We start from the raw sequence: 15120 nt of genomic DNA on the forward strand, positions 1-15120 counted from the left end.
GTGCGGACGGAAGCGGGACAGTACTCCGAGGCGGTTCCCGGGCGCGCGCGAGATCCCGGTGCCGTCCACACGGGACCGCGCCCGGTCACGTAGGGTCTGGCCGTGGCGGGGCAGGTCGAAGCGGAGTTCCTGGCGGCCGTCGGGCGGTACGCCGGACCGGTGCGCGGTGTCGGCGTCGTGCTGCTGAGCGCGTTCGGCGTGTGCTCCGCCTCCGACGAAGGTCTCCCGCTCGCGTTCGGCCTGCTCGGTCTGGTGGTCCTCGGCGCGGTCGCCGACTTCGCCGGCGGGCGGCTGGTCGCCCTGGTGTCCGCCGTGGTCCGGGTGGTCGCGGTGTGCGCGGCGCAGGGCGAGCTGGGCGGCGAGGCCGGGCTGTGGGCGCTGAACGTCCTGACCACGACCGCGATCACCCTCCAGTGGGAGTGGGGCCCGGAGGTCGCCGTGCCGGTCACCGGGGTGCTGCTGGGCGTGCAGTTGTGGGCGACCGGGTTCGACGGCGCGGTGGTGCTGCGGGTGGTCGTGGAGTGCTCGCTGGCCCGGTTCGCGTTCCTGGTGGTCCGGCGCTCCACCCGGCAGGTCGACGTGTCCCGCGTCCGGCGGGCCGCCTCGGAGCGCGCCGAGGCGCTGGCCGCCGAACGCCGCGCCCGCGAACGCGAGTACCTCGCCCTGCTGCACGACACCGCGTCGGCCACGTTCCTGGTGGTCGCCACCGAGGGCATCGACCCGGACGCGGTCGCCGGCTACGCGCGCCGTGACCTCGCGCTGCTCGCCGGCACCGCCGAGGCGCGCGACAACCCGGTCGACGTCGGCACGTCGCTGCGCGCGCTCGCCGACCGCTCGCCGCTGCGCGTCGACACCACGGCACACCCCGCCCCGGTGCCCGCGGCGGTTGCGGTGGCGCTGGTGCGCGCGGTGCGCGAAGCGCTGGCCAACGTCGAGCGGCACGCCGGCACCGGGCACGCCGAACTGGCCGTCACCACCGCCGCCGACCGGGTCGTGGTGACCGTCGCGGACCGGGGCCCGGGGTTCGACCCCGACGCGGTCTCCGAGCACCGGCGGGGGATCAGCGGGTCGATCGTGGCGCGGATGGCGGGCGTCGGCGGCGTCGCCTCGGTCACCTCGGCGGCCGGCGGCACCACGGTCCGGCTGGCGTGGCCGGCATGAGCGGCCCGCCCCCGGCCCCGCACGCTCGGACCGCGCGCGCCCGGACGGTCGGCGGCCCGGTGACCGGAGGCCCTGCGGCGGGCGGTCCTGCGGTCGGCGCGCGGGTCGGTTGTGGTGCGGCCTCGGCGGAGGAACAGGTCTTCGCGAGCATCCGGCTGGTGCTGCTGGGCGTGGTCGCGGTGCTCCAGCTCGGGCTGTCGCTGCCGCCCCTGCTGGCCTACGACCACGGACCGGGCGCGCGGATCGCGTTCGGGGTGCTGGCGCTGGTCACGCTGGGCTGCGCGCCGTGGGTGGCGCGGCGGCGGCCGTTGCCGGGCGCGGTCGTCGCGGGCGGCGTCGTGGCGGTGATGGCGGCGTCCGTGCCGGCCGCGCTCGCCCTGCCGCCGGACGGGCACTTCGGTGCCGCGCACTGGTCGTTCGGGCTGGTCGGGTGGCACCTGCTGGTGCTGCTCGCGGACCGCGTGCCCGCGCTGCTCGCCGCCATCGGCGCGCACCTGGCCGTGGAGGTCGGGCTGTTCGCGCTGGCGGGCACGCCGGACCGGACGGAGATCGGCGCGGCGGGCGTGGTGGTGCTCGGGGTGACCAGCTTCCAGCTCGGCGTCCTGCTGCTGACCCGGGTGCTGCTGCGCACCGCGCGCCAGGCGGCCGAGGTGGCGGCGCAGGAGGAGCGGGCCGCGACCCGCGCCGCGCTGGCCGAGCAGTGGGCGCAGGACCTGCGGGCCGGGTTCGCGGGCGGGCTGGGCAGCACGGTGCCGCTGCTCGCCGACCTCGCGGACGGCGTGCTCGACCCGCGCGCCGAGGACACCCGGCGGCGGTGCGCGTTCGCCGCGACCCAGCTCCGGCGGCTGTTCGCCGAGCACGACGAGGTGCCCGACCCGCTGGTGCACGAGGTCGCCGCCTGCGTCGACGTGGCCGAGCGGCGCGGCCTGGCGGTGTCGCTGGCGGTCAGCGGGTCGGCGGTGCCGGTGCCCACGGACGTGCGGCGCGAGCTGACCGGCCCGGTGGCGTCGGCGCTGTCCGCCGCCCGGGAACGCGCGCGGGTCAGCCTGCTGCGCGCCGACGGGGAGGTGCGGCTGGCCGTGATCGCCGACGCGGAGGCCGAGGTCGGGGCGGTGTCGGGCCGGGTAGACGTGCGGTGCGACACGTACGGTGGGCAGACCCGGACGGAGGCCCGATGGCGGACGAGTTGAGCGCGGTCGTGGTGGACGACCACCCGGCCGTGCGGGCCGGGGTCGGCTACTGGCTCGCGTCGGGCGTGCCGCCGGTCCGGGTGGTCGCCGAGGGCGAGGACGTCCGGGTCGCGTGGCTGGACGAGGGCGCGGACGCCGACGTGGTGATCCTCGACCTGCACCTGGGCGGGCCGACGCCCGTGCTGGGCGACCTGCGGCGGCTGGTCGAGGCGGGCCGGCGGGTCGTCGTGTACTCGATGCGCGCCGACGACGAGATCGCGCTCCAGTGCCTGGAGCTGGGCGCGCTGTGCTACCTGACCAAGGCGGAGGGCGCGGAGCACCTGGTGCCGGCCACCCACGCGGCGGCGCAGGGCCGCCCGTACACCCCGCCGTCGCTGGCCGGCGCCCTGGCGGGCGACCGGTCGGAGGCCCGCCCCGCGCTGTCCGCCCGGGAGGCCGAGGTGCTGGTGGAGTGGTTCCAGTCGGAGTCGAAGGACTTCGTCGCGCGGCGGCTGGGGATCTCGGTGAGCACGGTCAACTCGCACCTGGAGCGCATCCGGATCAAGTACGCGCTGATCGGCCGCGAGGCCCCGACCAAAGCCGCCCTGGTGGCGCGCGCGATCCAGGACGGCCTGGTCGGCGTCGACGACCTGTGACGCCGACCAGCGCCGAAGACCTCTGACCAATCGTTGGCTGCTTGTGGTGCGAACGACCGACAGCGCGCACCGGCCGGCCGGGCTAGCTTGCAGGCACATCCCTCGTCCGGTTAGGAGCCTTGCCTTGACGCACGCCCGTGGCGCCCTGCTCACCGCCGTCGGTGCGGCGGCCCTCCTGTTGTCCGCCTGCGGGAGCTCGACCGGTGGAGTCGCCACGCCCGGCACCACCACGCCCGGCACCACCACGCCCGCCGCGACCACCTCCGCCGAGACCTCCGCCGCCGCCACCAGCACCGGCAAGAGCGGTGCCGGGGAGATGACCGCCGAGGTGTCCGAGGACGTCACCAAGCCCGGAAGCAAGCTGAAGGTGGGCGACCGCGCCGTCGTGCCGTTCAAGTACGGCACCACCAAGACGGGCACCGTTGCGATCACGGTCACCGCGATCGAGGAGGGCGCGAACGCGGACCTGGTGAAGTTCGGCGACAAGGCCAAGGGCATCACCCCGGTCTACATCCGGGTGACCGTGGAGAACGTCGGCGGCACCGACCTGTCGCACAGCTCGCTGAGCCTGCGCGCGCTCGGCGCGGACGGCAAGGGCACCGGCGTGATCATCAGCGGCGACACCGACCAGTGCGAGTCGGAGACCGCCGGCAAGGACTTCACCAAGGCGGGCGCGAAGTACGAGACCTGCGTCCTCCAGGGCACCCGCGAAGGCACCAAGGCCCCCTCCGCGAGCTACAACAACGGCGACGGCTACGACAAGTCCCCGATCGTCTGGCAGGGCTGAGCCACCGCTCGGCAGGCGCGGCCCGGACCGCAGCGGTCCGGGCCGCTGCCGTTCGGGGCTGCCGCTCAGGCCCGCGCGGCGGCGACGAACTCGCGCATCCGGCCGTGGTCCTTCACGCCCCGGCTCGACTCGATGCCGCTGGAGACGTCCACGCCCCACGGCCGGGCCTGCGCGACCGCCTCGGCCACGTTCGCCACGTCCAGCCCGCCCGCGAGCAGCCACGGGCCCTCCGGGCGCGCGCCGTCCAGCGCCGCCAGGTCCCAGCGGTGACCGGAACCCGCCTCGGGGGAGTCCAGCAGCAGCAGGTCCTCGCCGTACGCGCCGACCCGCACGTCCGTGCCGGCCGTCAGCGTCACGGCCCTCACCAGCCTGGTGCCCGCCGTGGCGACCTCGTCGAACGCCTCCTTCGGGTACTCGCCGTGCAACTGCACGGCGGCGACCCCGGCGTCGACGGCCACCCGCAGCACCTCGGCCGCCGGCACGCCCCGGAACACGCCGACCGTCAGCACGCCCGCCGGCACCTCGCGCACCAACCGCCGCGCGGTGCCCGCGTCGACCCGGCGCGGGCTCGCGCTGAGCACGAACCCGACGGCGTCCGCGCCGACCTCGGCGGCGACCTCGACGTCGGCGTGGGTGCGCAGCCCGCACAGCTTCACGTACATGCCGCCGACCCTATCGCCCGCGCTCCCGTTCGCGGTCGGGTGACCGGACCGGGCCGAAGCGCCCCGGTGCTCTCCGCACTTCGCGCGTCCGCGCTCGTCCAACCGCAGAGCCGGGGCGTCCCGGTCCCGCGATTTCGGGTCTCCGGTTGGGCCGTTGGGGCATCGCCGGCCGGCACCGGGGTGAGGGCCGTTGTCCCGCCGCCCCGCTCGTTCCTACGTTGCGACTGGGGAAGCGGGTCCCGTCCGGTTCGGTGAGGAAACGAGGCACGACCATGCGAAGAGGCAGGTCCAGAGCTTTCCGGATAGTGCTGGTACCCCTGTTGGCCGCCGGTGCCGTGGTGCCGGTCGCCGCGACCCCCGCGAGCACCGACCCGCTCGCCGCGTCCACCCTGGCGAAGTCCGTGCGGACCCCGTCCACGCCGGCCGACCACGGCGCGACGGCGTCCTGGGCGCTGTCCTACGACAACAAGTCGCCGGCCGTCGGCTCGTCGACGATCACCGACCCCATCTCCGCCGGGCACACCTACCTGCCCGGCTCGCTGAAGGTCCCGCAGGGCTGGACCCCGCAGTGGTCCACCGACGGGACCACCTTCCAGGACACCGAACCCGCCTCCGGCACCGTCGCCGTGCGCGCCGCCAACCCGGTCGCCCGACCGGACGGCACCTCGCTGGCCAGCGAGCTCACCCCACCGGTCCAGGCCGTCGCCACGGCGACCGGCGGCGACGGGTTCACCCCGCTGCTGCACCGCACGCCGACCGGCTCGTTGCAGGCGTGGAACATCTTCCACCACGCGGCGACCACGCAGGGCAAGGTGGTGTGCAGCGAGTTGGCCACCGGTTCGCTGTGCGCCGGAGGCCCGTGGCCGCGCACGCTGAACACGGCGGTCGGCCCGTTGCAGGGCGCGACCAGCGGCGACATCGCCAGCCCGCTGGAACCGCAGTACGTCCGGGACCCGGGCAACTCCGCGCTGGTCTACTACGCGGCGGTCACGGAGACCTCCGTCGGCGTCGGCTGCCTCGACCTGGAGAACGCGGCGAACTGCGGCTACTGGCCGCTGCTGGCCTCCGGTGGTTCCCCGGTCGCGGTCAACAACCTCGCCGGGCTGGTCGAGGTCGGCGGCGACCTGTACGGCGTCGCCACGTCCGGCGCGGTGACCTGCTGGACGATGTCGTTTAAGACCGCGTGCCCCGGTCAGCCGTACGCGCCGATCGTGCCGCCCAACGGCGCGAACCCCGCCCTGCCCGCCTCGCTCTACCTCGGCGCGATGACCGTGGTGGCCGGCAAAGTGTTCGCGTCCTCGTCGCCGCAGGCGGGGCAGGTCCCGGCGATGGGCTGCTTCGACCCGGCGACCGGTGCCGCGTGCGCCGGCTGGGCGAGCCCGCGCGCGGTCGGGCCGGCGGACAACTACGCCTACAACGCCTACACCGCCTACGACACGTCCGGCACTCCCGTGGGCGCGTGCGCGAGCACGACCGGCGGGACGAACGTGACCACCTGCTACACCACGGCCGGTGGTCCGCTGGCGTCGCCGTCGTCGGTCACCGGCCTGCCCGGCGGCGTGCTGGTGTTCAACCCCGAGGTCGTCGTGGGGCTCGACGGCCACACCCGCAGCTACCTCGGCATCTGGGGCGGCCCGTACCCCGGTGCGACCATCTGCCACGACTGGGCCACCGGGGCGGGCTGCGCGGGCTTCCCGAACCCGGCCCAGCACCCGACCGTCAACGGCGGCGCGACCCGCGACTACGGGTACGCGTTCGACGCGACCACCCAGTGCCTGATCGGGCTGGGCGACGCGGGTGTGCTGTTCTCGCTGGACCCGGCCACCGGCGCGTCGCCGTGTGCGCGCAGCGGCGCGTCGGTCAGCCTGACCCCGTCGTCGTACTACTGCGACGGCGGCCCGAACCACGTCACCGGCTACCTGTCGGCGAAACTGGTCGGCATCACCCCGGCCAACGTCAACTTCGGCGCGTCGAGCGTGTCCGTGGTGGACCAGAACGGCACGCCCGTGCCGACGTCCGGGTTCGCGCCGGACGGCTCGGTCGACCTGACCGGCGTTTCGGCGTCCACCCACACCTCCCTGACGGTGAACGCGCGGCTGGTGCTCGACAGCGGCGCGGATTTCACGGGCGGGGCCAAGCCGAACCTGGTGGTGGACTTCGCGGGTGATCCGCCGCAGGTGTGCTTCCAGACGACGCTGGCCACCACCTGCACGGTGACCGACGTGACCAACACGGCCACCGGCTTGGACGGCTCCGGGTCGTTCACCTCCAACACCGTGTCGGTGCCGATCGCGCCGGGGCCGGCGTGCCAACCCGTGGTGCGGGTGGAGAAGGAGATCTGCGCGTCGCACACCGCGTCGCACTGCGGACCCGGCGGCGCCGGACCGTGGGTGAAGAGGACGCCGGTCGGCCTGCTCGGGGCGGTGTTCGGCACGGCCCGGTGGCGCATCACGATCACCAACGACGGACCGGTGCCGATCGACAACGCCACCGTCTACGACCTCCAAGAGCCGTCCTGCGAGACGGCGGGCGGCACGTTCAGCCTGGCCCCCGGCCAGTCCAAGCAGGTGTACTGCTCGACGTACGCGCTGCTGACCCTGTTCCCGGTGACCAACTACGCCAAGGCGCAGTACACGCCGAGGAACTCGCCGCCGGGCACGCAGCCCACCTACTCGCCGTACTCGTCGGCGATGGCGTGCGCGCTGCTCTGCAATCTGTAGCCCGTCCCGCACACCGAACGGCCGGTCCGCGTTCCGCACCGCGCGGGCCGGCCCCGGCGGGGGTCCACCCGGGACGGACCCGGTCCCGCCGGCGCGCGGGGCCGGCCGTTGCCCCGGATGCGGCGCGCGGGGCCGGCTTCCCACCGCCGACCGACCACAGTGGCCGCATCCGCGAAATTGCGGGGCGCGGTCCCGGTCGGGGTGCCTACCATCGGTCCGATGATCCCCGTGCGCGGCCGGTACGACTACAAGGTCGAACTCGTGCCATACGAAGAAGGGGTCGTCGCGCAGTACGAACAGGACCGGGCGGTGGTGTCCGGGGCGCTCGGCCTGCTGGCGCGCGCGATCGAGCCGATCGGCAGCCGGCTCGTGCCGGGCATCTGGGCCAAACCGATCATGGACCTGGTGGTGCTGGTCGGCGACCGGGACGCGCCCCGCGCGGCGTCCCGCCTCGCCCGCCGGGGCTTCCAGGTGATCCCGCTGGCCGAGCTGTCCCGCACGATGCTGCGCCGTTACCGGCGGGGCAGCGGCGAACCCGACCTGCACGTGCACCTGGTGGGGCCGGGCGTGTGGACGGCCAGCCCGGAGCGCGCGTTCTACCGGCTGCTGCGCGAGCGCCCGGCCGCCGCGGCGGCCTACTGCTCGGTCAAGCGCCTGGCGCTGGAACTCAGCGGCGGCGACCCGCAGCGGTACAGCGCGGTGAAGGGCCGGTTCATCGAGTGGTTGGCGACGACCGTGGACTCAGACGACCCCGACCACCGCCCGTGACCCGGTCGTCGGGCCGGGCGCGACGATCGTCCACAGGGGATCGGAGCGTGCGGTCCTCGCCGGCTGCACCGGGCGCGGTGGTCAGCCGCCCCAGCCGTGGCAGACGAAGGGCATGAGCCACTCGTGCTCGGTGGCGTCGGCGAGCGCCTTGCCGGGCGGGACGCCCCGGGTCAGCGCGCGGTGGTAGGCGGTCATCACGTCCACCGCCGCGTGGTCGTCGACGCGGGCGACGCTGGACACCACGGTGCGGCTGCCGCTGTAGAGCAGGGCGGCGGTGAAGCCGAGGATCTCGTCCCCGGCGCGCACGACCGCCTGCCCGATGTCGCACGACGACAGCACCACGTGGTCGGGCACGGCGGCGAGCTGGTGCACGTCGTGGGCCATGAGCGGCCCGTCGACCAGGTCCAGGCGGGAGAACAGGACATTTTCCTGCTCGTGGTGGCCGTGCGAGGCGAAGTGCGCCAGCCCGCTGCGGTCGACCGCGTGCAGGACCCCGGCCACGGTGGCGTCCGGGCCGTCCAGGACGGTGCTGCCCGGGTAGATCCGCGCGAGGCGGCGCACCTCGTCGGAGGAGTGGTCGAGGTTGGGGCCGCCGACCAGCAGCACGGGGCCGGGCGGGCGGACCGCGCGGGTCGCGGCCACCCACGCCGAGGGCGACGGGGTGACGGTGACCGGCCGGCCGCGCAGCGCGTCGAGCAGGCCCCACGGCATCGCCGACAGCCCCCCGGTGGGCACCAGGACCAGGTCGCGGTCGCCGACGACGGCCAGCAGCGGGGCGAGCACGTGCTCGGTGACGATCCCGAGCTGCCGCCTGATCGAGGTGTGCACGACCCGTTCGATGGTGGCCGGCAGGCTCCGGCCGCACGCCGCGTCCAGGTCGCCGCGCAGCCGGGCGACCGCCTCGAACACCGGCGCGGACGCGCCCAGCCCGAGCAGCTCGGCCCGGCACCCGCCGATCACCTGCGCCAGCAGCCGGTCGCCGTGGGTCAGGAAGATCACCATCGCGCTGCCCGCCTCTGCGAGCGCGGCCTTCACCTCGGCGAAACCGGCCTCCGGGTGGCGCTCGCCGGACCCCTCGGTGCGCCAGCCCTTGGCCCGGATCTCGCGCTCGATGTGCCGGGCGCGGCGTAAGGCGTCGGGGTCCTGGCTGCCGCGCAGCTCGGCCGTGCGCGCCTCGGTGGCCGCCGCGCGCAGCTCGGCCACCGCGTCCACGGTCTGCTCGTCGGCCGGGGTGCGGACCGGCGGGAACCGGAACGCCTGGGCGCGGGAGCGCTCCAGCCACCGGTAGACCACCTCAGGCCGGCCGTCCTCCAGCGCCGCCGCCAGGCCGACCCGGGCCAGCTCGCCGCCCAGCGACGTGGTGCCGGTCTGGAGGTCCAGGCTGCCGAACCGCGCGCGGTGCTCGCGCAGCAGCGCCAGGCCGGAGCGGGCCTCGGCGAACGCGCGCCGCCGGCCGCCCTCGGCCGCGCCCAGCTCGGCCAGCACCAGCCGGCGCAGCAGCCGGTTCGCCAGCGGCGCGCTCGGCCGGTCCCGGTCCGGCAGCTCCGCGCGCGCCTCCGCGCACCGCCCGCACGCGACGTGGGCGCGGGCCGCCAGCAGCGCGGCCTCGTCGGCGTCGTTGCGCAGCCCCAGCGACCGCAGCCGCCCGGCCAGCCGCGACGCCGCCCGCGCGAGCCGGGCCGTGCCGCCGCCGGAGGCGAAGTCCGCGCGCAGCACGGCCAGCTCGGCGACCCCGGCCCAGGTGTCGTTGCGCCGCCGCCGGAAGTGCAGCCGGGCCCGCGCCGCCCACCGCCGCGCCTCGACCGGGTCGCCGGCGGCGAGCTTGGCCCGCGCCATGGTCAGCTCCGCCTCGGCGTGCTCGTGGCCCATCCGCAGCGCCGGCACCTGCCGCAGGAACGTCTCCAGCTCGGTGGCCGCCTCGCTGGGCAGCCCCGCCGCCAGCAGCGCCCGCGCCCGGTCGCCCGCCAGCACCGCGAGCATCCCCTGCCCCTGGTCGGCGTACACCCCGGCCGCGATGTCGAAGTCCCGCAGCGCGCCGGGGATGTCCCCGGTCAGCACCCGGCACTGGCCGCGCCCGTGCACCGCCTTCGCCACCGTGCGCGGCATCCCGTCGTCGGCCCCGAGCGACCCGCCGATCCGCGCGCACAGGTCGAGGTCGGCCAGGGCCGGCCGCACGCGGCCCGCGATCTGGTGCAGCATCCCCCGGTTGAGCAGCACCCGGGCCAGCGCCGCCCGCTGGTCGGTGCGCCGCAGGCGCTGGATCGCGTCGTCGAACAGCGGCAGCGCGTCGTCCAGCCGGCCGGTCATCAGCAGCACCAGCGCCCGCTGCGACAGCAGCAGGTGCCGGTCCTCGGGCGGGCCGACCTGCTCGGCGTCGTCCAGCAGCTCCAGCGCGCGGCCGGTGTTGCCCTGCGCCACCTCGGCGGCGGCGAGGGTGCCGAGCACCCGGGCGGTCTGCGACGGGGTCGCCCCGCCCAGCCGCAGCGCGGTGCGGAGCCGACGCGCGCCGACCGCCGGGCGACCGCTGTTGATCTCCTCTATCGCGCGCTCGTGCAGGGCCCGCACACGGTCGCTCACCGGCCCTATAGTGTCATCGTCGGCGTGCTGACCGCACCGGCCCTCCCCTCCGGTCGGATGACGAACTGCATCAGGCCCGACGGCACGCGGTCCAGCGAGAACCGGCCCTCGTCGTCGGAGCGCGTGCACAGCGGGCCGGCCGAGGTGCGCACCTCCACCGGGTGCGCGGCGGGCGGCGAGATCCAGCCGTCGATGCGCAGCGTGCCGTCGCCCCTGGCCCGCACGTTGACCAGGAAGTCGAGCGTCTCCCCGGTGAAGGTGATCAGCCGCGAGCGCACGTCGCCGCGCGCACCCGCCAGCTCGTGGTGCTCGGCGATGCGCACCACCTCGACGTCGACCTCCTCCACCTGGATGGCGAACCGCACCAGGTCCACCAGGTCGACGGGCACCGGGTCGAGCGACTCGTACATCCAGCGGACCTCGCGCAGGATGCCGTGGTCCAGCTCGTCCAGCTCGCCGCGCGGTCCGTCCTGGTCGGCCGTCGTCACCGCCAGCTCCCCTCTTGGTCGGCGAGGAGCTGCTTGCGCAGCTGGGCCAGGCACCGGCCCCGGGTGGGGCCGATGCTGCCGCGCGGCATCCCGAGCGCGGCGCTGATCTCGGAGTACTCGGCGCGGCCGACGAACGCGACCACCCGCAGCAGCTCGCGGCAGCGGTGCGACAGCCGGCCGACCGCTTCCCACAGCCGCGCGCGGCGGTCGGCGAACACCACCTCCTCGTCGGGGCGCGGGCCGGGGTCGGGCAGCTGGTCGTCGGGCGCGACGCCGACCAGGTCGTGGCCGCGCTGCTCGTCGCGCAGCGACCAGGACACCCGCTTGGTCACCGTGACCAGCCACGCGGTCAGCGCGCGCGGCGAGGTGATGTCGCCCATCGAGCCCAGCAGCCGCAGCCACGCGGTCTGCACGGCGTCGCCGGCCCGCTCGCGGTCCAGGCCCTGCGCCCGCGCCACCTGCCACAGCACGGGGGTCAGCGCCTCCACGATCCGACCCAGCGCCTCCCGGTCGCCGTCCCGGGCGGAGACGAACAGCGCGGCGAGCCCTTCGTGGTCCACGAAGGGCTTGCCGCCCGCCGGGTGGCGGTCAGACCTCGTACTGCTCATAGCAGCGCTCCAGCGCCGCCCACGCCCGCTTGACCACGGTCTCCTGGTCGACGGCGGCCAGGCTCAGCCCGGTGTCCGCCGCCGCCACGTCGATCAGCGCGTTCGCCACGGCGGCGGCGGCCAGCGGCGTGGCGAAGGACGTGCCGTCCCACACCGCGAACCCGCTGCGGAAGTCGTCCGGGTCCAGGCCGCTGCGGTGCGCGTCGGCCAGTCCCGGCTGCCGGGGCCCGCTCACGTCGGTGGGGAAGGTGCTGACCACCCCCGCGCCGGTGGCCCAGCAGGTGACCCACCCGCCGTCGTTGGAGAAGCCCGCCTTGGTGGCGTTGGGGTTGAGCGCACCGACGCTGATCACGCCGGGGCCCGCGCCCGGCAGGTCCGGCAGGTCGGCGAACGCCGCCGGGTAGAACCGCCTGCTGGTGGAGTTGTTGCCGGACGCGGCCAGCACCAGCACGCCCTGCTCGGTGAGCCGCCGCACGACCTCGGCGAGGTGCGTGGTGTAGACGGAGTCGGCGGGCGACTCGTCGAGGTAGCCCAGCGACAGCGAGACCACGTCGACCATGTCCTCGGGCCGGTCCTCGCGCTGGGCGCGGTCGACCCGCCGGGAGATCTCCTCCAGGGCCGCGATGACGTCCGAGCCGTAGGCGATCCCGTCGCTGTGCATGACCCGGACGGCCAGCACGTCGGCGCTGGGCGCGGCCTGCCGGATGATGCCCGCGATGAACGTGCCGTGGCCGGTGTTGCTGTCGACGTCCCGGATGAGGCTGTCCGACAGCACCGGGCTGTCCCAGTAGTCCAGCAGCGACGGCGCGGCGGTGGCGTTGTCCCGGATCGCCTGCTGGGCCTCGTCCAGCACGGAGATGAACCCGTCGGCCGGCGGCGGCGCGGACCGGTCGCGGATGCCGAACCACGGGTGCGGCCCGATGCCGGAGTCCAGCAGCGCGACCACGGGCCGGCGGGTGAACCGGTCGCCCAGCTCGTCGCGGCGCGGGGCCGGCCCGGCGACGGCGACCGGCACGCGGGACGCGCCCGACGGCGAGCGGCGGTAGGAGCCGTCCACCTGGTCGCTGTTGGTGTCCCACGGCGTGCCGGCGATCGTGACGGCGCTGAACACCAGGTGCTCCAACGAGATCCGCCGCACCACGTCCGGGTCGAGCACGTCGGCGGCGCGCAGGTGTTGCAGCGCGACCCACGCGTCGACGTCCTGGTCGGGCCCGGACAGCGCGCGCAGCGCCACCGGGCGGGCGGTCGCCCCGGACCGGCCGCTGGGCGGGTCGAGGTCGTACCCGGCGTCGTTGAGCACGGACCGGACCGAGTCGAGCGCGGCCCCGTCGCACAGCACGTCGTCGGGGACGAGCAGCACCCTCGGCCGGTACGCGGTGGCCCGCGGTCTCCCGCCGCCCGCCGCCTCGGCCCGTGCGGGGTCCAGCACGCGGCCCTCGTGCCGGTCCAGCAACTCGACCGGCACCCGCAGCTTCGCCGAGGGCTCGCCGTCGGTTCCCCCCGACTCCAGCGCGCCCACCCTCCTCCGGATGAACTGGATCACCACCAAACCCCTCCTGTCTCGCGGTGACACCTTCCCCCGCCCCTGCCCCACACGTGTGCCGTTCGGGTGTTTCGAATACGCCGAGGTGGTCACGAAACGGTAACGGAGGTCAACCCCAGGCGATGATGAGGAACATTCACGTCGGGTTCGCCGCCCGTTGTCACGGCCTGCCTAGCATCCCGGCCATGACCTCCCGCCGCACGTTCCTGCTGGGTACCGGGGCTGCCGCCGCCGGCACGCTGGTCCCCGCGACCGCGACCGCGCAGGGCACCGAGCCCGAGACCCGCACCGCCCGGCCGGACGCCGGCCGCGACCGGTTCACCCTCGCGGTCATCCCGGACACCCAGTACCTGTTCGACCGCGACCGGGGCAACGCCGAACCCCTCGACGCCGCGCTGCGCCACCTGGTCGACCGGACCGCCGCCGACAACATCGTGTTCACCGCGCACCTGGGGGACCTCACCGAGAACGGGCTCAAGGGCGAGATCGAGGACGTCGGCCGGTCGTTCCGGGCGCTGGACCGGCGGCGGGTCGGTTACAGCGTGCTGGCGGGCAACCACGACCTCGACGCGCGCACCGACGACCAGCGCGGTCGCACGCCGTACCTCGACGAGTTCGGGCCGCGCCGGTTCCGCGACTCGCCGACCTTCCGGGGCGCGAGCCCGGACGGCTACAACAGCTACCACGTGTTCCGCGCGGCCGGCCGCGAGTGGCTGGTGCTCGCGCTGGACTGGCGGATGTCGGACAAGGGCTTCGCCTGGACCCGCGACGTGCTGGCCCGGAATCCGAAGCTGCCGGTCGTGCTGACCACGCACGAGTTCGTCCACGCCGGCGACGCGGGCGAGGCGGAGCTGTCGGACTACGGCCGCCGGCTGTGGGAGGGGCTGGTCAAGGACCACGACCAGATCTTCCTCACCCTCAACGGCCACTTCTGGCCACCGGCGCGGACCGTGCTCACCAACGCCGCCGGCAACGACGTCCACGTGCACATCACCAACTACCAGGACCGCTACTACGGCGGCAGCGCGATGATCCGGCTCTACGAGTTCGACCTCGCGCGCAACACCATCGACGTGCGCACCTACTCGCCGTGGCTGCTCGGGAAGAGTTCGCTCAACGCGCTGGAGCGCAAGGAGGTCGAACTGACCGGCGACGCCGACCGGTTCAGCGTGCCGATCGACTTCGAGCGCCGGTTCGCGGGCTTCGCCCCGGTCCCGCCGCGCCCGGAGCGGCCGGTGCGGCAACTGCTCGTGCCCGGCACGGTCGCCTACTGGCGGGCCGACTCGCTCAAGGACCTGTCCGGCAACGGCAACGACCTGCGGCAGGTCGGCGCGGTCACCGCGACCGCCGAGCACCACCGCGATTCCCCCAGCCGGGCCAGCCGGTTCTTCGGCAAGGAGGGGTATCTGTCCACTGTGGACAACGCACCGATGAACCGGCTGACGTTCGAGCGCGGGTACACCGTCGAGGCGTTCATCAAGCTGCCGGCCGGGTTCGACCACCCGTGGTGCGGCCTGCTGACCAAGCTCGCCCCGGGAGCGGCGGCCGGCAAGACCGGCGACGACCCCAAGGAGCCGATCGCCACGTTGAACGTCGCGGGCGGCGGCGGGTTGCAGTGGGCGGTGTTCCCGAAGGGGCGCAACGAGATGTCCACCAACTGGGGCCACGAGATGGCCTACGGCACGTGGTGGCACGTCGCGGTGGTGAACGACGGCCGGCGCACCAAGCTGTACGTCGAGGGCGCGGAGCTGCTGCGCAACCCGTCCACGCCGGCGACCGGCATCGCGACGGCGGGCGACCCGTGGCTGGTCGGGGCCTACGCCTACGACCGGGTGGTGGAGAAGTCGTTCCACGGCTGGATCGGCGAGATGCGGGTGGTGGACCGCGCACTCCCGGTGGACCGCTTCCTCACCGGCCGCTGACCCGGGCCGCCCGCTTCGATGGCCCGCCACCCGTCGACAGCCGCGTGGCGGTAAGGGTT

The 15120-nt window shown here is 75.0% G+C and carries 12 protein-coding genes; 7 read left to right on the forward strand and 5 right to left on the reverse strand.

Features of this window, described 5'->3' with window-relative positions:
* Positions 1-102: 102 nt before the first annotated feature.
* From AB0I60_RS19925 to AB0I60_RS19940, 4 genes are all read left to right on the forward strand, one after another.
* Positions 103-1161, forward strand: a complete 1059-nt coding sequence (locus tag AB0I60_RS19925) for an ATP-binding protein (protein WP_360731785.1) — start codon at positions 103-105, stop codon at positions 1159-1161.
* A gap of 59 nt (positions 1162-1220) precedes the next feature.
* Complete coding sequence (locus AB0I60_RS19930; protein WP_360731787.1) at positions 1221-2351, forward strand: hypothetical protein; 1131 nt, start codon at positions 1221-1223, stop codon at positions 2349-2351.
* Positions 2336-2986: a response regulator transcription factor gene (locus AB0I60_RS19935; protein ID WP_360731789.1), complete on the forward strand. Its 651-nt coding sequence runs from the start codon at positions 2336-2338 to the stop codon at positions 2984-2986. Before AB0I60_RS19930 ends, AB0I60_RS19935 begins: the two co-directional genes overlap by 16 nt.
* 124 nt (positions 2987-3110) lie before the next feature.
* Positions 3111-3773 (forward strand): hypothetical protein, encoded by a 663-nt coding sequence (locus tag AB0I60_RS19940; RefSeq protein WP_360731791.1) that lies wholly within the window; start codon positions 3111-3113, stop codon positions 3771-3773.
* A gap of 65 nt (positions 3774-3838) precedes the next feature.
* Here AB0I60_RS19940 and AB0I60_RS19945 read toward each other — a convergent pair whose 3' ends face one another.
* A complete protein-coding gene (locus AB0I60_RS19945; RefSeq protein ID WP_360731793.1) occupies positions 3839-4435 on the reverse strand; it encodes a phosphoribosylanthranilate isomerase in 597 nt (198 codons plus the stop codon).
* 305 nt (positions 4436-4740) lie between these two features.
* Here AB0I60_RS19945 and AB0I60_RS19950 point away from each other — a divergent pair, with 305 nt between their 5' ends.
* Both AB0I60_RS19950 and AB0I60_RS19955 read left to right on the forward strand, forming a co-directional pair.
* Positions 4741-7155 (forward strand): hypothetical protein, encoded by a 2415-nt coding sequence (locus tag AB0I60_RS19950; protein WP_360731794.1) that lies wholly within the window; start codon positions 4741-4743, stop codon positions 7153-7155.
* Between the two features lie 219 nt (positions 7156-7374).
* The gene (locus tag AB0I60_RS19955) at positions 7375-7923 is read left to right on the forward strand and encodes a GrpB family protein (protein ID WP_360731796.1); all 549 of its coding nucleotides are present in this window, start codon (positions 7375-7377) and stop codon (positions 7921-7923) included.
* 81 nt (positions 7924-8004) lie between these two features.
* Here AB0I60_RS19955 and AB0I60_RS19960 read toward each other — a convergent pair whose 3' ends face one another.
* From AB0I60_RS19960 to AB0I60_RS19975, 4 genes are read right to left on the reverse strand one after another with little or no spacing between them, the layout of a single operon-like run.
* A complete protein-coding gene (locus AB0I60_RS19960; protein ID WP_360731798.1) occupies positions 8005-10500 on the reverse strand; it encodes a CHAT domain-containing protein in 2496 nt (831 codons plus the stop codon).
* 5 nt (positions 10501-10505) lie between these two features.
* On the reverse strand, positions 10506-10988 hold the full coding sequence (locus tag AB0I60_RS19965) for a hypothetical protein (RefSeq protein WP_360731800.1): 483 nt from the start codon (positions 10986-10988) through the stop codon (positions 10506-10508).
* Complete coding sequence (locus tag AB0I60_RS19970) at positions 10985-11596, reverse strand: sigma-70 family RNA polymerase sigma factor (RefSeq protein WP_360731802.1); 612 nt, start codon at positions 11594-11596, stop codon at positions 10985-10987. The genes AB0I60_RS19965 and AB0I60_RS19970 overlap by 4 nt, the downstream gene beginning before the upstream one ends.
* Positions 11577-13142 (reverse strand): S8 family serine peptidase, encoded by a 1566-nt coding sequence (locus AB0I60_RS19975; RefSeq protein ID WP_360731804.1) that lies wholly within the window; start codon positions 13140-13142, stop codon positions 11577-11579. Before AB0I60_RS19975 ends, AB0I60_RS19970 begins: the two co-directional genes overlap by 20 nt.
* A gap of 182 nt (positions 13143-13324) precedes the next feature.
* Between AB0I60_RS19975 and AB0I60_RS19980 the strand changes: the two genes are divergently transcribed.
* Complete coding sequence (locus tag AB0I60_RS19980; RefSeq protein WP_360731805.1) at positions 13325-15061, forward strand: LamG-like jellyroll fold domain-containing protein; 1737 nt, start codon at positions 13325-13327, stop codon at positions 15059-15061.
* Positions 15062-15120 lie beyond the last annotated feature (59 nt).

Origin of the sequence: Actinosynnema sp. NPDC050436 (assembly GCF_040655415.1) — a bacterium.
In the GTDB taxonomy this organism is placed as follows: domain Bacteria; phylum Actinomycetota; class Actinomycetes; order Mycobacteriales; family Pseudonocardiaceae; genus Actinosynnema.

Excerpts from the sequence above, each read along its gene's own strand:
- AB0I60_RS19935 (WP_360731789.1), top strand. The coding sequence starts at position 2,336 with ATGGCGGACGAGTTGAGCGCGGTCGTGGTGGACGACCACCCGGCCGTG.
- AB0I60_RS19945 (WP_360731793.1), bottom strand. The coding sequence starts at position 4,435 with ATGTACGTGAAGCTGTGCGGGCTGCGCACCCACGCCGACGTCGAGGTC.
- AB0I60_RS19955 (WP_360731796.1), top strand. The coding sequence starts at position 7,375 with ATGATCCCCGTGCGCGGCCGGTACGACTACAAGGTCGAACTCGTGCCA.
- AB0I60_RS19970 (WP_360731802.1), bottom strand. The coding sequence starts at position 11,596 with ATGAGCAGTACGAGGTCTGACCGCCACCCGGCGGGCGGCAAGCCCTTC.
- AB0I60_RS19980 (WP_360731805.1), top strand. The coding sequence starts at position 13,325 with ATGACCTCCCGCCGCACGTTCCTGCTGGGTACCGGGGCTGCCGCCGCC.